Origin of the sequence: Citrobacter sp. Marseille-Q6884 (genome assembly GCF_945906775.1) — a bacterium.
Classification (GTDB): domain Bacteria; phylum Pseudomonadota; class Gammaproteobacteria; order Enterobacterales; family Enterobacteriaceae; genus Citrobacter.
On record NZ_CAMDRE010000001.1, the window covers coordinates 549,120 to 569,571 of the forward strand.

The 20,452-nt window shown below is 51.0% G+C and carries 16 protein-coding genes and 1 other RNA gene; 3 read left to right on the forward strand and 14 right to left on the reverse strand.

Annotation, left to right across the window (positions count from 1 at the left end):
* Window positions 1-83 precede the first annotated feature (83 nt).
* Both N7268_RS02535 and N7268_RS02540 read left to right on the forward strand, forming a co-directional pair.
* Entirely contained in the window at window positions 84-785 is a 702-nt protein-coding gene (locus N7268_RS02535; RefSeq protein WP_260861699.1) for a pirin family protein, read from the forward strand.
* 25 nt (window positions 786-810) lie between these two features.
* Window positions 811-966: a hypothetical protein gene (locus tag N7268_RS02540; RefSeq protein WP_260861700.1), complete on the forward strand. Its 156-nt coding sequence runs from the start codon at window positions 811-813 to the stop codon at window positions 964-966.
* 66 nt (window positions 967-1,032) lie between these two features.
* Here the strand turns inward: N7268_RS02540 and N7268_RS02545 are convergent, their stop codons facing one another.
* The 14 genes from N7268_RS02545 to garP form a co-directional block, all read right to left on the reverse strand.
* The gene (locus tag N7268_RS02545; protein ID WP_260861701.1) at window positions 1,033-2,343 is read right to left on the reverse strand and encodes a serine dehydratase subunit alpha family protein; all 1,311 of its coding nucleotides are present in this window, start codon (window positions 2,341-2,343) and stop codon (window positions 1,033-1,035) included.
* A 24-nt stretch (window positions 2,344-2,367) separates the two neighbouring features.
* Complete coding sequence (locus tag N7268_RS02550; protein WP_260861702.1) at window positions 2,368-3,699, reverse strand: amino acid permease; 1,332 nt, start codon at window positions 3,697-3,699, stop codon at window positions 2,368-2,370.
* A 368-nt stretch (window positions 3,700-4,067) separates the two neighbouring features.
* Window positions 4,068-5,432 carry an L-serine ammonia-lyase gene (gene tdcG / locus N7268_RS02555; RefSeq protein ID WP_260861703.1) on the reverse strand — a complete coding sequence of 455 codons (1,365 nt, stop codon included), beginning with the start codon at window positions 5,430-5,432 and terminating at the stop codon, window positions 4,068-4,070.
* A gap of 91 nt (window positions 5,433-5,523) precedes the next feature.
* Entirely contained in the window at window positions 5,524-5,919 is a 396-nt protein-coding gene (locus tag N7268_RS02560) for an enamine/imine deaminase (protein WP_260861704.1), read from the reverse strand.
* A gap of 13 nt (window positions 5,920-5,932) precedes the next feature.
* Entirely contained in the window at window positions 5,933-8,227 is a 2,295-nt protein-coding gene (gene tdcE, locus N7268_RS02565; protein ID WP_260861705.1) for a 2-ketobutyrate formate-lyase/pyruvate formate-lyase, read from the reverse strand.
* A 28-nt stretch (window positions 8,228-8,255) separates the two neighbouring features.
* Window positions 8,256-9,464, reverse strand: a complete 1,209-nt coding sequence (gene tdcD, locus N7268_RS02570) for a propionate kinase (protein WP_260861706.1) — start codon at window positions 9,462-9,464, stop codon at window positions 8,256-8,258.
* Between the two features lie 31 nt (window positions 9,465-9,495).
* The gene (gene tdcC / locus N7268_RS02575; RefSeq protein WP_260861707.1) at window positions 9,496-10,827 is read right to left on the reverse strand and encodes a threonine/serine transporter TdcC; all 1,332 of its coding nucleotides are present in this window, start codon (window positions 10,825-10,827) and stop codon (window positions 9,496-9,498) included.
* A 20-nt stretch (window positions 10,828-10,847) separates the two neighbouring features.
* The gene (gene tdcB, locus N7268_RS02580) at window positions 10,848-11,837 is read right to left on the reverse strand and encodes a bifunctional threonine ammonia-lyase/L-serine ammonia-lyase TdcB (protein ID WP_198905642.1); all 990 of its coding nucleotides are present in this window, start codon (window positions 11,835-11,837) and stop codon (window positions 10,848-10,850) included.
* Window positions 11,838-11,934: 97 nt separating this feature from the next.
* Window positions 11,935-12,873 (reverse strand): transcriptional regulator TdcA, encoded by a 939-nt coding sequence (gene tdcA / locus N7268_RS02585; protein WP_260861708.1) that lies wholly within the window; start codon window positions 12,871-12,873, stop codon window positions 11,935-11,937.
* A gap of 796 nt (window positions 12,874-13,669) precedes the next feature.
* Window positions 13,670-14,046: RNase P RNA component class A (gene rnpB, locus N7268_RS02590), an RNA gene on the reverse strand.
* 32 nt (window positions 14,047-14,078) lie between these two features.
* Entirely contained in the window at window positions 14,079-15,224 is a 1,146-nt protein-coding gene (gene garK, locus N7268_RS02595) for a glycerate 2-kinase (RefSeq protein ID WP_260861709.1), read from the reverse strand.
* 65 nt (window positions 15,225-15,289) lie between these two features.
* Window positions 15,290-16,180 carry a 2-hydroxy-3-oxopropionate reductase gene (gene garR / locus N7268_RS02600; protein ID WP_198906355.1) on the reverse strand — a complete coding sequence of 297 codons (891 nt, stop codon included), beginning with the start codon at window positions 16,178-16,180 and terminating at the stop codon, window positions 15,290-15,292.
* 30 nt (window positions 16,181-16,210) lie between these two features.
* Window positions 16,211-16,981: a 2-dehydro-3-deoxyglucarate aldolase gene (gene garL / locus N7268_RS02605; protein ID WP_260861710.1), complete on the reverse strand. Its 771-nt coding sequence runs from the start codon at window positions 16,979-16,981 to the stop codon at window positions 16,211-16,213.
* A gap of 15 nt (window positions 16,982-16,996) precedes the next feature.
* Window positions 16,997-18,328, reverse strand: a complete 1,332-nt coding sequence (garP, locus tag N7268_RS02610; RefSeq protein ID WP_260861711.1) for a galactarate/glucarate/glycerate transporter GarP — start codon at window positions 18,326-18,328, stop codon at window positions 16,997-16,999.
* Between the two features lie 385 nt (window positions 18,329-18,713).
* On the opposite strand from garP, the gene garD reads away from it, so the two are divergent.
* Window positions 18,714-20,285, forward strand: coding sequence for a galactarate dehydratase (gene garD, locus N7268_RS02615; RefSeq protein WP_260861712.1), 1,572 nt, complete (start codon window positions 18,714-18,716; stop codon window positions 20,283-20,285).
* The last annotated feature ends 167 nt before the right edge of the window (window positions 20,286-20,452 follow it).

Below are 20,452 nucleotides of genomic sequence, written 5' to 3' on the forward strand. Positions count from 1 at the left end.
TGAACATACCGGGCAGAATATCTGGCTAACAATGCAGCGTCCAGCCATTTAACATAAAAGGAAGTAAAGAGAGGTCAAGAATTATGATTACTACCCGAACAGCCAAACAGTGCGGACAGGCAGACTACGGCTGGCTGCAGGCCCGTTATACCTTCTCCTTTGGACACTACTTTGATCCGAAATTGCTGGGTTATGCCTCACTGCGTGTTCTGAACCAGGAAGTTCTGGCGCCGGGGGCTTCTTTCCAGCCACGTACCTATCCAAAGGTGGATATTGTCAATCTGATCCTTGAAGGGGAAGCAGAATACCGCGACAGCGAAGGCAACCACGTTCAGGCCAAAGCAGGTGAGGTCTTACTGCTCGCCACACAACCTGGTATAAGCTACAGCGAGCACAATCTCAGCAAAGATAAACCATTGACCAGAATGCAATTGTGGCTGGATGCCTGCCCACAACGGGAAAATGCATGTGTGCAGAAAACCACACTGACCGCAGGCAAACATCAGCTCATCGCCTCACCGGACGGTGAACAGGGTAGCCTGCATCTTCGCCAGCAGGTTTGGGTGCATCATGTTGAACTGAAACAAGGTGAATCGCTGAGTTTTCAGCTACATGGCCCGCGAGCCTATTTGCAGTCGATCCACGGCACCTTCCATGCGGTGACGTCTGGCGCAGAGAAAGAAGCGCTGACCTGCGGCGATGGCGCATTTATTCGTGACGAAGCTAACATAACGTTAGTCGCCGATACGCCGCTGCGCGCTTTGCTGATAGATTTGCCCGTATAGTCAGGAAAAACAAGGGAGTGCGACGATGAGCAAGAAATCGTCAAAAAAACGCCAGCCGAAGGCTGAGCCCAAAATACAGGAAGTCGTCACCACCTTCGGGTATGAAGAAATGCTGACGGAACTGGAAGCGATTGTTACCGAAGCCGAGATCCGGCTGACAGAAGAAGATGCCGCCCAATAAGGCGGCATCGGATAAAACCCAAACAGCCGGATAGCGACACTAACGTGTCTTATCCGGCCCATACGGTTAATGTGCTTTACTGGCCATAATCTCAATGATCTGCTTGTCGGTTTCCTGCATCGAACGACACGCCAGCGCACACAAGTTAGAGATAGATTGCTCTACGTTATGCGCCACAATCCCTTCATTACCCGTTACTGCGGTATCGTCCAGCGCCATGAGCACCGCCTTCCACGCCGCCGAAGCGCTGGTAGAGACTTTCATTGCACAGCTGTTTGACGCGCCATCGCAAATCATCCCACTCACATCGCCAATCATGCTGCTGATGGCCATCGCGATGGTGTTGTAACGGCCATCCACGACCCATGCCATACCTGCCGCAGCACCCATTGCCGCTGTTGTTGCCGCACACAACGCCGATAAACGCGGAAGCTGATGATGGATATAGATCGCACTCAGGTGAGATAACATCAGCGCACGCGCCAGCTTCTCATCATCCGCGCCAAAATGTTCTGCCACCACCATGACCGGAACCGTGGCGGTGATACCCTGATTACCGGAGCCGGAGTTGCTCATCGCCGGCAGCGTCGCCCCGCCCATACGTGCATCCGATGCTGCACTGGTACGGATTAGAATGGCAGTGGAGAGGTCATTGGACAACAAACCCCGCGCGCACTGCTTCTCCAGCGTCGCACCGATGTGTAGTCCCCAGTTGCCGCGTAATCCTTCCTGAGACAAGGCGCCATTCAGTTTTGCCGCATCCAGAATAAAGCGAATCGACTCAAAAGGTACCGCATTCACAAACGCCAGAATCTCTTCCAGCGAAGTGTGAGATAACACTGCTAATGGCGATACCTGTTCTTCATCCTGATCATGCTCTTGGTGGGTAAACACCACACCGTTGTGCGTCTCGATGCGCACAATGTTGGTGTGACCGCCAACGATAGTGACGCACGCCCACCCTTGCGCGCTGTAAACCTTCGCACGAGAGAAAAGAATATCCTCGCAAGGCTGCTGCAGCATCACGGCAACCTTGCCGCTCTCCAGCATCGCTTTAGCGCTGGCAATCGCCTCCGCAGACGCATCTTTCAGCACTTCCAGGCCCGCACGGGGATTTCCCCCCAACGCACCCAGCGCAGCGGCTACGGGTAGCCCCACCATTCCCGTACCCGGCACGGTCACGCCCATGCCGTTTTTCATCAGATTCGGTGATACCCACGCATCAATGCGTTCAACCGCGCCGTTCAACTCAGCAGATGCCACAGCAGCGGCCAGAGCCAGGGAGATAGGTTCGGTGCAGCCCAGTGCAGGTTTTACTTCTTCCTGCACCGCGCGGATAAAACTATCCCATAATGGATTCAATGTAGTCTCAAACATAACAACGACCTTTACTCAGATATCTCAAGAAAATGCCAGGAACGGAGAAACGCACAACAGCAGGCCTGTGATGATGATCAGATACAGAGATGCGCCTTTATATTTGTGCAGTGCAGGAACTTTGTAGACCAGCCAGGCCGGGATTAAACACCCCACCATGCCGAAGATTGGGCTACAAATTGAGGTGAAGCTCAGTACCGGCGCATTGAGCACAATTGCGCTCCAGGCCAGTAAGATGGCGAAGACCATGATGCCGCGCTGAACGAGGGTTTCGTTGATCTTCTCTGCGGGCATTTTGCGGCGCAGCAGGTTCATCACAATTCCCTGAGTCGCTTCACGAAAGCCCAGATAAACACCGAAGAATGCAGTCATAACGGCGAAGATATTCAGGATTACGCTGACGATTTTTACCCAGCCCGCACCATCACCACTGATAAACTGCGCGGCAATCGCCAGGGCGGAAATATTTTGCTCATATGCTTTCACCGCTTCTTCATGCCCCATCGCCAGAGTGAAGGAGACTGCATAGAAAAAGACGGTGACAAACAGAATACCGAACGCGATGTTCATCGCGCGCAGGGCTTTATGACGCGCCACTTCAATGGATTTTTCACGAGAACGGTATGAAATAACCATCGGGCTCAGTGTCTGAATAAACAGAATTGAGGTCAGCGTGAACGGCAGGGTAATGATGGCATTCTTGATCAACAGCGCCATCGGCGGCAGTGAACCCGCGTTATACAAATGCCACATTCCCACCATCGATACGCCCAGTGCCGCGACCACCAGCAGCTTGGTCAGCACCATACCGGTGGAGATTTTAAACAGCATTTTTTCGCCGCGTGACGAGATGGCAACCAGGATGCAAATCAGCACCAGGCCATAGAACGGGCTGTCTGACAGTAAACCTTCCGTCACGCCAAACGTATGCAGATAAGAGGCGCTATCGTTAGTGATTGCGGTGGAATAGACGAACATCCAGATAACCAGCATCACAAAGTAGAGTGCGCCTAACAGGATGCCCCAGTTTTTACCCAAATAGCCGCTGATAACGCTCGGGTAATCTTTACACTCAGGGGACTCAGCCAGCGTGTTGATAAACAAACGCTGAAACAAGTACATGGCGGGATAACCGATAATAGAGGAGAGCAGGAATACCCACAGCCCCATCAGGCCCACCTGAACGGGCAGGAAAACAATCCCTGCGCCAATCGCCATCCCGATACTCATGATGACCCAGCCGGTGTCCGTACTGTCGAACTTAATGGCTTCTTGCCATTCGCTTTCCGTCATCCCCGCCCGACGCGCCGGAGCGGATGCGTCGAGTACTACGCTGTTATTCGTTGCCGTTGCCATAATTTTTCGCTCAATGTGTAGGTAGAGGTTTTTTATTTTTTTTGTGCTGCTTCAAGGCGATATGCAGCATTCAAGATGCAGGCGAACTATTGGAATGCAGAAATCATACGCTCGGGTTCAGAGAAAAACTTCACAAACAAACCCCTGTAATTTCTAAAAGTTAAGAATTATTTTCTACAAAAATAAATAAAAGAATATTCATTTTCTGTTTTTGAAGGCGATCACAACAAAAAAAGGTGCACCGAAGTGCACCTTTTTGTCATGTCTACATGGTTAACTCATTGCGGAATCTGGGTGTTTTTGCCTTATCCAACCGACAGGGATGACAAACCCGGATGGCGTTGTGCCACCGGGTTAGCCGCTTTGCCTCAGGTACACACCACTTTGATCGCCAGGCCGCCGCGTGAGGTTTCACGGTATTTATCGTTCATATCTTTGCCCGTTTCGTACATCGTTTCGATCACTTTATCGAGCGAGACACGTGGCTCGGACGTCCGTCGCAGCGCCATACGTGCAGCGTTGACGGCTTTTACCGCGTTGATGGCATTACGTTCAATGCACGGAATCTGCACCTGGCCAGCCACCGGATCGCAGGTTAATCCCAGGTTATGCTCCATCGCGATTTCCGCGGCAATACAGACCTGTGACGGGCTACCCCCCAGTAATTCGGTCAGCCCGGCGGCAGCCATTGAACAGGCTACACCAATCTCACCCTGGCAACCCACTTCGGCGCCAGAAATTGAGGCATTCATCTTATACAGCGCGCCTATCGCCCCTGCTGCCAGTAAATAGCGGGCAATCGAATTCGCATTAACCGGACGACGGAACTTGTCGTAATAGGCCAGTACTGCCGGGATAATCCCACAGGCACCGTTCGTCGGCGCGGTTACCACTCGCCCTCCGGCCGCGTTTTCCTCACTCACTGCCAGTGCGAACATATTGATCCAGTCGATGACATTCATCGGATCGCTGGACAAGTTATCGCTGGAAACCAGTAACCGACGTAACGCTACGGCGCGGCGCGGCACATTCAGCGGGCCAGGCAATACGCCTTCGGTGTTCATGCCGCGCTCGATACCGGCGTGCATGACGTCCCAGATACTGGCAAAACCCGCATCAATTTCCTCTTTACTGCGCATCGCCAGCTCGTTTTGCATCATCAGGCCGGAAACCGAAAGCCCGTTTCGCTCACACAGTTTCAGCAACTCGCTGGCAGAATGAAAGTTGTACGGTACACGTGTTTCGACATCGTGCGCCTGGCCAAAATGTTCCTCTTCAACGATAAAACCACCGCCGACAGAGTAATAGGTTTTACTTAACAGCGACTCCTCGCCGTTCCACGCGGTGATCCGCATTCCATTTTCATGGCGTGGAAGCATTTCGCTATGGAAGAGAATGTTCTCAGCAGGAGGGAAATCGACGATATGCGTCCCCTCTGCGACCGGCAAGCGGCCAGTGCGGGTGACATCCTGAATAAAACCGGCAATAGCGTCAATATGCACGTTTTGCGGGCTATTACCTGCCAGCCCCATCATGATCGCGACGTCGGTCGCATGACCTTTGCCGGTCAGGGAAAGCGATCCATAAAGATCGACCACAATACGCGTGGTCTGACGTAATTCACCAGAACTGACCAGTTGGTCGATAAAGCTTTTACCTGCATTCATTGGCCCCACGGTATGGGAGCTGGAAGGTCCAATGCCAATCTTAAAAATATCGAATGCGCTAATCATATCCACACCCTCGGATTGCCGTTCAGTGAAGACCAGGTTTCACACTCATTAAAGGAATCGGGGCGATCCTGACGATCGCCCCGCGGGGGGATTACAACGTGTCACCACGTACGGCGATGGCTTCAATCTCCAGCTTCACATCCTTCGGTAAGCGGGCGACCTGTACGCAGCTGCGTGTAGGATAGATTGCCTTATGCTCATCAAAGAACTGCTGGTACACCTGGTTAATGGTGGCGAAATCGTTCAGGTCAGAAACAAAAACCGTGGTCTTCACGATATCGCTCACTTTCAGACCTGCGGACTCGACGATCGCTTTCACGTTTTCCAGGCTCTGACGCGCCTGATCGGCCACGTCTTCTGCCACTTCACCCGTCTGCGGACACACCGGGATTTGACCTGATGTCAGCACCATGCTGCCCAGATCCACACCTTGTACGTAAGGCCCAATGGCTCCCGGCGCACATTCGGTTGCAATAATTTTTCTCATAGCCCCTCCGGCGTCAAAGCGCCTGGGTGAAAGTACGTGAAATGACATCCTGCTGCTGTTCGCGGGTAAGCGCATTGAAGCGCACCGCATAGCCAGACACACGGATAGTCAGGTTCGGATAGTTTTCCGGGTGCTCAATCGCATCCATCAGCATTTCGCGGTTCATGACGTTAACGTTCAGATGCTGACCGCCTTCCACATGAGCTTCATGGTGGAAGTAACCATCCAACAGCCCTACCAGGTTGGTTTTACGCACACTATCTTCTTTACCCAGCGCAGCTGGCACAATCGAGAAGGTGTACGAGATACCGTCTTTGGCATAGGTGAACGGCAGTTTGGCCACGGAAGTTAACGATGCGACAGCACCTTTGCGGTCACGGCCGTGCATTGGGTTCGCCCCTGGTGCAAACGGTGTACCTGCCCGACGTCCATCCGGCGTGTTACCGGTTTTCTGTCCATACACCACGTTAGAGGTGATGGTCAGAATGGACTGCGTCGGTACCGCGTTACGATAGGTCGGCAACACTTTAATTTTCTTCATAAAGCGTTCAACCAGGTCGCAGGCAATGCTGTCTACTCGCTCGTCATTGTTACCGTACTGCGGGTAGTCGCCTTCAATTTCGAAATCGACGGCCAGGCCGTTTTCATCACGAATCGGTTTCACGCGGGCATATTTGATCGCCGACAGAGAATCCGCCGCAACGGAGAGACCCGCCATGCCGCATGCCATCGTCCGATAAACATCACGATCGTGCAGCGCCATCAGAGAGGCTTCGTAGCTGTACTTGTCGTGCATGTAGTGAATGATGTTCAGCGCGCTGATGTACTGTACCGCCAGCCAGTCCATAAAATGGTCCAGGCTCTCCATCACCGTGTCGTAATCCAGCACATCATCCATCAGCGGCGCGGTTTTCGGACCGACCTGGATTTTCAGCTTCTCATCCACACCACCGTTGATTGCGTACAGCAACGTTTTGGCGAGGTTGGCGCGTGCGCCAAAGAACTGCATTTGCTTGCCGATAACCATCGGGCTAACACAGCAGGCGATAGCGTAGTCATCGCTGTCAAAGTCGGCACGCATCAGATCATCGTTTTCATACTGCAAAGACGAGGTGACGATAGACACCTGCGCGGCATATTTTTTGAAAGCAATCGGCAGCCCTTCAGACCACAGCACCGTCAGGTTTGGCTCAGGCGCCGGTCCCATGGTGTGCAGCGTGTGCAGGTAACGGAACGAGTTTTTCGTGACCAGCGTGCGGCCGTCCAGCCCCATCCCACCAATGACTTCCGTTGCCCAGATAGGATCGCCAGAGAACAGGGTGTCGAATTCCGGCGTACGCAGGAAGCGCACCATGCGGATCTTCATGATGAAGTGGTCGATCAGTTCCTGCGCCTGCTGCTCGTTTAAAATTCCGGCTTTGAAGTCGCGCTCAATGTAGATATCGAGGAACGATGCGGTACGACCCAGAGACATTGCACCGCCGTTCTGGGATTTCACCGCGGCCAGATAGGCAAAGTAAACCCACTGCACGGCTTCCTGCGCATTACGCGCCGGGCGGGAGATATCACAACCGTATTTCGCCGCCATTTCCTGCATTTGCAGCAGTGCGCGACGATGTTCAGACAGCTCTTCACGCAGACGAATCGTCGCTTCAAGATTCTGTCCCCACTCCAGGTTTGACTGGAGATCGGCGAACTGCAGTTCACGCTCACGCACCAGATAGCGGATGCCATACAGCGCAACGCGGCGGTAGTCGCCGATGATGCGGCCACGACCATAACCGTCCGGCAGTCCGGTCAGCACACCGGATTTACGGCAACGCAGCATATCCGGGGAATAGGCGTCGAATACACCCTGGTTATGGGTTTTACGCAGTTCAGTAAACTGATATTCAAAATCCGCATCCATCTCACGACCATAAGCCTCAAAAGAGCTTTTGATCATGTTGATGCCGCCAAACGGGTGCAGAGCACGTTTGAGCGGTTTATCCGTTTGCAGACCGACGATCTTTTCCAGTTCTTGTTCAATATAACCGGCATCGTGCGCGGTAATCGTCGTTGCAATATTGGTATCGAAATCAACCGGCGCATGCGTCGAGTTTTCAATACGGATGCCCGCCATCACCTTTTCCCACAATGCGGTGGTCGCTGGTGTTGCTTCGGCGAGGAAAGATTCATCCCCTTCATAAGGCGTGTAGTTATGCTGAATAAAATCACGGACATTAATTTCTTCTTTCCAGTCCGTACCTTTAAAGCCATTCCAGGCTTCGGCATACAGCATATCGCTGGTATCGATATTTACCTTCATGAAAAATAATCTCTCTACTGAAAATTAATTATGCAAATTCCGCTGGTGTATTAATTTTGCCTAACTGAATGGCATCACGAGCAATCATTTTCTCTTCGTTTGTGGGAATTACCGCACAAACAACACGCGCGTCTTTCGCGGAGATAATTCTTTCGCCATGGGAATTCGGCAGACTATTCATATCGCTGTCGATATTCACACCTAATACAGCCAGATGTTCAATGACCAGGCGGCGAATTAATACTGAGTTCTCACCAATTCCACCGGTGAAAATAATTCCATCAAGACGATGTAACGATGCGGCATGGCCGGCGATATGGCGTGCAATACGGTGCACAAAGGTTTTAATCGCCAGTTGCGCACGTTCGTGTCCTTCGTGCCAGGCTTTCTCCAGCGTACGTAAATCAGAGGACAAACCGGAAATACCCAGTAAGCCGGACTCTTTATTCACAACACGCTCAAGGTCGCTCAGCGTCTGGTTGGTTTCGCTGGCAATCCACGCCATTGCGCCGAAGTCCACATCACCGCTACGCGTACCCATCATCAGCCCTTCCAGCGGCGTCATACCCATTGAGGTATCAACGCTTTGCCCGTTACGGACTGCACAGATGGAAGCACCGTTTCCAAGATGGGCGACAACCAAACCAGAATCATCTTCGTGCAGGTCGAGCAACTCATGCGCACGCTGTGAAACATAGCGGTGTGACGTACCATGGAAGCCATAACGGCGAACACCCAGCTCTTCGAAATATTTCCACGGTAACCCGTACAGATAGGCTTCAGGTGCCATCGTCTGGTGGAAGCTGGTGTCAAACACGGCCACCTGCTGCCGGCCTGGGAATAGATGCTGTGCGGATTCAATGCCGCTCAGGTTCGCATAATTATGTAACGGTGCTAATGGAGATACTTTGCGAATATTGTCGATAACTTCATCAGTAATTATCGCTGATTCCGTAAAGATACTGCCGCCGTGGGCAATGCGGTGGCCAATTAAGGCCACGCTGTCCATTAAATTACGGTTCTCCAGTTCTACTGCAATTGCTTTTAATGCATCTTCGTAGCTGTGGTGAGCCAGCTTAGCTGGCTCTCCTCCATTAATCGCTATGAACGCATTTTCAGAATTAATACCGTCCGCAATTCCCGCCATTAAAACTTCACAGTTTGCTGCATCCAGCACTGAGAATTTAATTGAAGATGAACCGCAGTTAATAACCAGTACTACCGGAAACTCATTCATTTCACTACTCCGCTCATCCTGAGCTTACGAATTAAAACAGTTTGTAGACAATGTTCAGGATGGTCAGCAAACCAATCACGGTAACAAACACGTTATCCAGACGGCCACGGTATTTCGCCAGTGATGGCGCTTTACGGATGGCGTACATCGGCAACAGGCAGAGCAGAGAAGCGATAATTGGTGCACCCATTGCTTCAATCAGGTCCAGAATGTTCGGGTTGGCGTAAGCAACAACCCAGGTGGAGCCCATGATGAAGATCATGCTGATGGTGTTAAGTTTGCCAGCAGATACTTTGGTTTTATCGCCTTTGTAACCGAACTTCAGTACCAGACCGTTCAGACCTTCCAGTGTGCCCAGGTAGTGGCCGAAGAAAGATTTGAAGATAGCAACCAGTGCGATGATAGATGCCGCGTATTCCAGAACGGTCGCAAAGGCCGATTTCGTACCAGACAGTGACGCGAAGTGGTTAGCCAGGTAAGACAGCACCGGGATGTTCTGCGCTTTCGCTTCCGCCATGTTTGCCGGAGACAGTGTGAACAGGCAGCTAAAGGCGAAGAACATAACCACGGCAACCATCAGCATACTGGCGCGGGAGATGATCTTGGAACATTTCTGCTCGGTAAACTCACGACCGAAATCTTTCTCATACTCTTCACGTTTAGAAACCACGAAGGAAGAAACGATTGGAGAGAAGTTGAAAGAGAACACCATGATGGAAATACCCAGCCACACGGTAACCAGGATGCCGTCATGACCGGTCAGTGCGATATTACTGAGGTCAACCTGCTGAATAACCGCAGAGTTCCAGTAAGGGATCAGTGACAGAGAAATCAACACCAGGCTGGCAATAAACGGCCATACCAGGTAGCTCATCACTTTAACCATCAGGTCCTTACCAAAGTAGATGACGAATGCCATCAACAGCAGCAGGAACAGTGCTACGAAGCCACGGTTAAGCGCTGGCATCTGCAACTGGTTTTCCCAGAAGGTCATAAAGGTGTTGGTAATGGTGACGCCATAAATCCACAGCAGTGGGCAAATCGCAAAGAAGTAAAGGAACGTGATAACCACGCCACCCGTTTTACCAAAGTGCTCTTCAACCGTTTCTGTGATGTTACCGGAAGGGTTAGAACCGGAAAGACACAGGCGTGCCAGTGCACGGTGGCAATAGAACGCGATGGGGTACGCTAACACCAGCATCAACAGAATGGGGATCAGCCCGCCAAAACCTGCGCGGATAGGGAAGAACAGCACCCCTGCGCCGATGGCCGTACCAAATAAACCCAGTGTCCAGGTGGTGTCCGATTTGCGCCAGGACGATTGTTTTGTCTGGCTGGATACAATGCTATCAGTAGTACTCATATCCTATCCTCAACGAAATATTAAGCGTCAACTAAACCAGTAATTTGGGATACACGAGAAAGATCGATATTACCGCCAGAAATAATGCTGACTGTTTTTCTGTTCTGGATATAGCTATCTAATTTCCCGCTTAATAATGCTGCACATGCCAGAGCACCGGCACCTTCAGTCACAACTTTATTTCGCTGAATTAATGCCACCATACTGTTGCGAATTTCCTCTTCGCTAACCAGGACAATGTCATCGACCAATTCACGAACGATTTCATAGGTTAAATTACCCGGGCGGGAGACGTCACAACCATCCGCCAGGGTGCCGGTCGTTCGATGCGTGGTTATTTCTCCAGCGTGGAAAGAAGCCGCCATGCCGTGAACGTTTTCAGACTGAACACCAATAATTTTAATCGTCGGATTGATTGATTTAATAGCGACTGCAATACCAGCAATCAGACCACCACCACCAATGGGCACAATCACGTTATCGACATCGTACAGATCTTCCAGAATTTCCAGACCAATGGTGCCCTGGCCTGCAATGACTTTCGGATCATCATAAGGAGGAATAAAGATACGGCCTTCAGTTTCCACAATCTCGCTGACCTTAGCGATTGTGTCGTTGAAGTTATCACCGTGCAGGACAACTTCTGCAGAGTAGTCGCAGGTTGCTGCTACTTTAGACTTCGGCGCGCCTTTCGGCATCACCACTTTACCGTCGATACCGAGCATAGCGCAGGAGAGAGAAACCCCTTGCGCATGGTTACCTGCAGAGCAAGCCACCACGCCTTTAAGTCTTTCTGCTTCAGTTAATGAACTGAGCTTATTAAAGGCGCCACGGATTTTAAATGAGCCAGTACGCTGCATGTTTTCGAACTTGAGGAAAATTTCCCCTTTGCAACGTTCACTAAAATAGTTAGAGCGAGGCATTCCAGTTTTATAAATTTTCCCCGCCAGTCTTTTTTTCGCTTCGAGGATATCTTCAATTGCAACCGGGAGATCGTATGTAATGTGCATTAGAACCTCTTACCTGGGTATTAAAGTAAATAGATTACCGTAACCAACGTCTGATATAGACAGATGGCGTTTATTCCGTATTAAAAATTTTTAATCTTTAATCAATTTCAATTAATTGCTTTCGTCGATGGCAATTATATGATGAATATTCTTTGGCTAACTCCACCAAAATTGATGCTGCTTTTTTTATTCGATAATTTTTCGACCATACGGCGGCATATCGCGCGACCGGTAAGGCCTCTTCTACCGGAATAGTAATAAACTGGTTTGAACCAAATGGAGTGGTCATATCACAGGGAATTACTGTTAAGAAATCAGCATTGAGAACAAGATTATAAATCGTGACGACGGAGTCGGTTTTAACGATGTTTTCACTGCTGATGCCATTTTTTTGTAACGTAGTAAGAAGTTCGCTGTAGTAACCCATATTCGTTTGTGGCAACACCCACTGTTCGTTTTTCAACGCTTTCAGCGTGGTGATGCCGGTGCATGTTCGGGACTTACTGGCCACCAGCACGAACTCTGACTCAAAGAGCGGCTCCACATGCAGATCGTGCAGTTTCATCTCATCACTCAACGTTCCGATGGCGAAATCCAGACGCCCGTCACGAACAGCAGGTAAGAAAGAGGAAAGCTGAGCCTCATACATGGAAACCTGCGCTTTCGGGAACACCTCTTTAAACTTCTTAATCATGCCGGACATGATGGTAAAGGCAATCAGTGACGGGAAGCCAAACGACACATCGACAACCGCATTGCTCGTCATGCTGTTCATCTCATCAACCATATTTTTCATTTCACGGGTAATGGATTCAGACCATGAGAGCATCACCTGACCCGCCTGAGTCAATGTCACGCCGGTATTTTTACGTACCACTAACTCAATCCCAAAATAAGCCTCAACATCATTTATGATTTTGCTGACAGCGGGTTGAGTTAATCCTAATTCTTTTGCAGCCGAACCGATAGAACCACTCCTAATGACTTCCTGAAAGACCACTAAATGCTGTGTTTTAGGGAGAGTAATCGTATTCATATCGACCTGCGCTAATTACTTTGTTGACGGCAGGAAGTGTATCAAATTAAGTACACGAGGATATGTGCGACCACTCACAAATCCCCTTGCCTTACATTTTGCAAGATTATTATAAAACAATAAAACACTTTAAATTCAGATACATGCGAAATTCCGATCTCACTTTATCCTGATTTTAATCAAAAAAAGATGGGGGGATAACGAATTTTTATGGCGATAACATGCCAACTTTATTGGCTATTTCTAAAGATCGTGAAAGGTGATATTTCAAGCAATTACAGCGTAATTATCAGGCAACATGGCGATTAAATTTAATGAGTAACTTATCAAATATAATTATATTTTAATTATTACCTTCATTAAATAACGTTATGCATCACATTTTTTTGCCTTATTTGTTTGTAAAGAAACATTAAATGAATTTATATTTAAACAATTTCAAACAAACAATTATCATGCGCAACAATATATTAACACTGATTTTGTGTGGTTTATCAGCAAGTAATTTTGTGATGACGATCGATTGCGTGTGTTTATACTCGATAAAAACGTATCGCACAGCGTTTTGTGTTAGTCGTCACAAAACAGGAAATATTCAGTGACGACTTCCACTCTGACAAAAGACGTTCTGCACATAAATAAGAGGGGAATAAAAGGAGATTGAGAGAAAATAACCGATAAAACCCAGCCAATCAGGACTGGCCTGAAAACGTAGTGCTATCAAGCGCAACAGACAGTCGGACCGATAAAGCACCCAAAAAGCAAAAACCCGCCGAAGCGGGTTTTTACAGAGAAATAGTGAAGCTGACCGATAAGCCGGGTTCTGTCGTGGACAGTCATTCATCTAGGCCAGCAATCGCTCACTGGCTCAAGCAGCCTACCCGGGTTCAGTACGGGCCGTACCTTATGAACCCCTATTTGGCCTTGCTCCGGGTGGAGTTTACCGTGCCACGGACTGTTACCAGCCGCGCGGTGCGCTCTTACCGCACCCTTTCACCCTTACCTGATCCCACTTGCGTGGGCCATCGGCGGTTTGCTCTCTGTTGCACTGGTCGTGGGTTTCCCCCCCAGGCGTTACCTGGCACCCTGCCCTATGGAGCCCGGACTTTCCTCCCCTCCGCCTGTCTCCTCCGAAGAGGACGACGACGAAGCGGCGACTGTCTGGTCAGCTTCGGCGCGCAGTATAGAGGGTTCGCGCGCCTTTGTCACCCCGCACTGCGCATTCCGACTGCAAGCGTGGCGGCGATATTTCGTGAAGCCCGGTAAATATTATCAAATGCCCCGCGAAAGGCCTCTTCCAGCGTACCGATACGGGTCAATACGCTAAACACCGCATCAATACCATATTGATGCACTACGCCCACATCAGGCGTCAAACTTCCGGCAATACCAATCACCGGCTTATGGTATTTCTTCGCCACGTTTGCTACCCCTACAGGCACCTTACCGTGGATGCTTTGACTGTCGATGCATCCTTCTCCGGTAACCACCAACGTGCAATCGTGAATATGCTCTTCCAGATTAAGCGCCTGGGTCACAATCTCTATACCACTGCGAAGATCCGCACCTAAAAAAGCCATTAACGCGGCGCCCATACCGCCCGCGGCTCCCGACCCCGGAACGTCCCTCACGTCCACACGCAGAGATTTTTTAATCACATCGGCATAGTGAGAAAGATTACCGTCCAGTTCAATAATCTGTTCTTCAGTTGCCCCTTTTTGAGGGCCGAAAATGCGGGAGGCACCCTTTTCGCCGATCAGTGGGTTAGTCACGTCGCAGGCAACGCGAATTAAACAGGTTTTTAATCGCGGATCCAGACCTGAAATGTCGATACTGTTCAGGCTATTCAGACAGCCGCCGCCATAACCTATTTCAGTTCCATTCGCATCACGGAGTTTTGCGCCCAGCGCCTGCATCATCCCCGCGCCGCCGTCATTGGTTGCACTGCCGCCAATGCCAATAATGATGCTTTTCGCGCCACTTTCCAGCGCTTGCAGGATCAGTTCCCCAGTGCCGCGAGACGTGGTCACTAACGGGTTGCGCTTTTCAGGAGGAACCCGAGCCAGGCCGCTGGCTGCCGCCATTTCGATAAAAGCCGTCTTACCATCCCCGGACATGCCCCAACTGGCGTTCACTTGCTCCCCCAGCGGCCCCGTCACCAGAGCGGAATGCTCCGTTCCCTGCGTGGCGGCAATCATCGCCTCAACTGTTCCTTCGCCGCCATCAGCAAGCGGAACAGACACATATTGCGCATCGGGAAAGATTTCCCGGAATCCTTTTTCTATCGCCTGAGCTACCTCGGTGGCAGAAAGGCTTTCTTTATAAGAGTCTGGGGCAATTACGATTTTCATAGTTATGTAGCCTGACTGTGCCGCGCAAGGCAAGAAATACAGGGCGCGCATCCGCGCCCTTCTTGTTAGCGAGTGACTTCCACTTTCGCCAGTTTTTCGTAGTAGCACGCCAGCGCACTGTGGTCTGCCGTTCCCAGTCCATCGGCACGCAGCGCCTGCATCATTTCCATGACTGCAGCGGTCAGCGGCAGCTGAGCCCCCACGCCATGAGAGGTGTCCAGCGCATTCGCCAGATCTTTAATATGTAGATCGATACGGAAACCGGGTTTGAAATTACGATCCATCACCATCGGCGCTTTGGCATCCAGCACGGTGCTGCCCGCCAGACCACCACGAATCGCCTGGTACACCAGATCAGGATTCACACCCGCTTTGGTCGCCAGCGTCAGCGCTTCGGACATTGCGGCGATATTCAGCGCCACAATCACCTGGTTTGCCAGTTTGGTGACGTTACCCGCGCCGATTTCCCCGGTATGCACGACAGAGCCGGCCATCGCTTTCATCAGGTCATAATATTTGTCGAAGATTGCTTTATCGCCGCCAACCATCACAGACAGGGTGCCATCAATCGCTTTCGGTTCACCACCGCTTACGGGTGCATCCAGCATATCCACGCCTTTTGCTTTTAGCGCCTCGCTGATTTCACGGCTTGCCAGCGGAGCAATGGAACTCATGTCGATCAGGACAGTGCCCGGCTTCGCGCCTTCGATAATTCCGCCTTCACCTAACGCAACGTCCTTCACGTGCGGGGAGTTCGGCAGCATCGTGATGATCACATCACACCGCTCGGCTATCGCTTTGGCGGTGCTGGCGGTTTCTGCGCCTGCGGCGATCAGTTCGGCAATCACTTCCGGGTTACGGTCGGAAACCACCAGCGAGTAACCGGCTTTAATGAGGTTCTTACTCATTGGTTTACCCATGATCCCCAGGCCAATAAAACCCACTTTCATCGTCATCATTGTGTCTCTCTCTTGTTGCGGTGGTGATTATTTTTTAAAGGCATCAGCCAGTTTCTGCGTCGCAGAGCGGAAAACGCCAAGGTCGCTGCCGACGGCAACGAAGGTTGCCCCCCACTCCAGATAACGGCGAGCGTCCGCTTCCACCGGCGCCAGAATGCCGCTTGGCTTACCATGGGCTTTCGCACGAGCAAAAATGTGTTGAATCGCTTTCTGTATGTCCGGATGCGAGGCGTTGCCGAGATGGCCTAACGCGGCGGCCAGATCGCTTGGGCCAACGAAGATGCCATCCACACCATCCGTCGCGGCAATCGCGTCAACGTTATCGACCCCCTGCTGGCTTTCGATCTGCACAAGGACAGTGATGTTCTTATTCGACTGAGCGAAGTAATCCGCTACGGTGCCAAACATATTGGCGCGATGGGAAACGGACACACCGCGAATACCTTCCGGCGGATAACGGGTAGACGCCACAGCCCGCACCGCTTCTTCTTCGGTTTCCACAAACGGGATCAGGAAGTTATAGAACCCAATATCCAGCAGACGCTTGATAATCACCGGCTCGTTGGTCGGCACACGCACAACCGGTGCGCTGGCACTGCCTTTCAGCGCCATTAATTGCGGAATAAACGTAGAGATATCGTTCGGCGCATGTTCACCGTCCAGCACCAGCCAGTCAAAACCCGCCAGGCCTAATACTTCGGTACTGATGGGGTTGGCCAGCGCGGACCAGCAGCCAATCTGAATCTGTTGCGCCGCCAGGGCCGCTTTAAATTTGTTCGGGAAGATCGTGTTATTCATCGCCTATACCTTTGTTTATTTCTGCAATTCCATACGTTTAATGTCACCGACAATAAACAGGTAGCAAACCATCGCCATCAGCGCCGAACACCCTACGAACATCAGCGCAGCATTAAATGAGTGCAGCTCACTCACCAGATAACCAATTACCAGCGGGGTAACGATAGAAGCCACGTTACCAAACACGTTAAAGACCCCACCGCACAGCCCCACAATCTCTTTCGGCGCAGTATCCGAAATCACCGGCCAACCAAGCGCGCCAAAACCTTTACCAAAGAACGCCAGCGCCATCAGCGCAACCACCAGGGTGGTATTGTCCGTGTAGTTACACAGAATGATGGTCGAGGCGAGCAGCATGCCGAGCACAATCGGCAGCTTGCGCGCCAGCGTGATGCTGGAACCACGTTTAATCAGATAATCGGAGAACACACCACCCAGCACGCCACCGGCAAACCCGCACAGCGCCGGAATGGAGGCCACCAGACCCACTTTCAGAATCGACATCCCTTTTTCCTGCACCAGGTAAATCGGGAACCAGGTCAGGAAGAACCAGGTGATGGTGTTGATAAAATATTGTCCGAAGAATACCCCCAGCATCATGCGATTGGTCAGCAATTGCTTGATGTAGTGCAGTTTCGGACCACTCGCCGCCGCGCCCGGCTTCTTGTGATCCATATCCACAACCGCGCCGTTATCGGAAATAAACTTCAGCTCTTCTTGTGACATACGCGGATGGTCGGTTGGATTATGGATCAGCTTGACCCACAGCCCGGTCAGCACAAAACCTATCGCGCCCATCACGGTAAAGACGTGCTCCCAACCCCAGGCAAAGGTCAACCAGCCCAGCAGCGGAGAGAACAGTGCCAGAGAGAAATACTGTGCGGAGTTAAAAATAGCCGATGCGGTGCCACGTTCTTTGGTCGGGAACCAGGCTGCCACAATACGGGCGTTTGCCGGGAAGGAGGGCGCTTCCGAGAAACCCAGCATGAAACGCATGATAAACATTGAAACACCCGCCCAGGCCAGCGGGAACATATCCACAAAGCCCTGCAGGAAAGTGAACAGTGACCAGAAGAACAGGCTGTAGGTGTAGACTTTCTTCGAGCCAAACTTGTCGAGCAGCCAGCCGCCGGGGATTTGCATCAGCAAGTACGCCCAACCGAAGGCAGAAAAAATGTAACCCATTGAGATGGCGCTAAGCTGCAGCTCTTTTGCCACTTCAGTACCAGCAATAGACAGCGTTGCACGATCCGCGTAGTTAACGGCGGTCACAATAAATATTATCAGCAATATTAAATAGCGGGTGTGCGTGCCCTTCTTTTTCTCTACAACCGTATCCAGAATCATTTTATTTACCTCGGGTACATAAGCATTTTTATTATTATTGAGTAGGTATTCCTGGTGATAAATTACCATTAATTAAAACAAGTAATAATATCAGACGCGATACAACCGTGATTTAGTATAATCAGCATGGCACCGTTAATCATTGTGCAATCGCTCATTAACAACGCGTATTTAAAATATTATCTTAGGCATATGCACATAAGTATGGGCGCTGATGCACACATTTGTAGATTGATGCCCCCGGCGGCGCGGCTTTCCCGATATTAAGTGATCCTCGTCACGTTCTTAGATTTAAACTCCTGACATTCTTATTTCATAACACGGAATCTTTCGTCCCTATAATTAGATTCAATATATATAACCCACTGGCTGGAGAATACTGGCAATGGCCGACATCGAAATTAGACAAGAATCGCCGACGGCGTTTTATATTAAAGTACACGACACGGATAATGTGGCGATTATTGTCAATGACAATGGTCTGAAAGCCGGAACACGCTTCCCGGATGGACTGGTATTGGTTGAGCATATTCCCCAGGGCCATAAAGTGGCGCTCACGGATATTCCTGCACATGGCGAAATCGTGCGTTATGGCGAAGTCATCGGCTATGCGATGCGCGATATCCCGCGCGGCAGTTGGATCGATGAATCCATGGTTGAACTGCCCAAAGCCCCGCCGCTGGAGACACTCCCACTGGCCACAAAAGTACCGGAGCCGCTTCCGCCTCTGGAAGGTTATACCTTTGAAGGTTACCGCAATGCCGATGGCAGCGTCGGTACCAAAAACCTGCTCGGCATCTCCACCAGCGTCCACTGCGTGGCGGGCGTTGTCGATTATGTGGTGAAAATCATTGAGCGCGACCTGTTGCCAAAATACCCGAACGTAGACGGCGTGGTGGGGCTGAACCACCTGTATGGTTGCGGTGTTGCGATCAACGCGCCGGCAGCCGTCGTGCCCATTCGGACCATCCATAATATTGCGCTGAACCCCAACTTCGGCGGCGAAGTGATGGTTATCGGCCTCGGTTGCGAAAAGCTCCAGCCAGAACGCCTGCTGGAAGGGACTTCTGACGTAAAAAGTATTCCGGTAGACAGTGCCAGCATTGTCAGCCTGCAGGATGAAAAACACGTTGGATTTAGATCCATGGTTGACGACATTTTGCAGGTTGCCGAGCGCCATCTGGCAAAACTCAACCAGCGTCAGCGCGAAACCTGCCCGGCATCTGAACTGGTCGTCGGTATGCAATGTGGCGGTAGCGATGCGTTTTCCGGCGTAACGGCCAACCCGGCGGTCGGCTACGCGTCCGATCTGTTGGTGCGCTGCGGAGCAACCGTCATGTTCTCGGAAGTCACTGAAGTGCGTGACGCGATCCACCTTCTGACGCCACGTGCAATCAACGAAGAGGTGGGTAAACGCCTGCTGGAAGAGATGGCCTGGTACGACAACTATCTTGATATGGGCAAAACCGACCGTAGCGCAAACCCCTCTCCGGGCAACAAAAAAGGGGGGCTGGCAAACGTGGTGGAAAAAGCGCTGGGCTCCATTGCCAAGTCGGGCAAGAGCGCCATTGTCGAAGTGCTGTCACCCGGGCAGCGTCCAACCAAACGCGGTCTGATTTACGCCGCAACGCCTGCCAGTGATTTTGTCTGCGGCACCCAGCAGGTCGCTTCAGGCATTACCGTACAGGTGTTCACTACCGGTCGCGGGACACCGTATGGTTTGATGGCCGTACCGGTGATTAAAATGGCAACGCGTACAGAGTTGGCCAACCGTTGGTTTGATCTGATGGACATCAACGCCGGAACCATCGCCACGGGTGAAGAGACCATTGAAGAAGTGGGTCTGAAGCTGTTCGAATTCATTCTCGACGTCGCCAGCGGACGCAAAAAAACCTTCTCGGATCAGTGGGGGCTGCATAACCAGCTGGCGGTGTTTAACCCGGCGCCGGTCACCTGACTTTCGAAATGAAAGCGAGAAACAAAACGGGGATTTATCCCCGTTTTTCATGCCGCCTGTTGAAAAGATAAAGTGATAACGTTCGCATTTTCAAAGGTTTTTTTTAGCGCCTCTTTTTTTCGGTTTTAACACGCAAAAACATGCTAACAACATGAAATAAAAAGAAA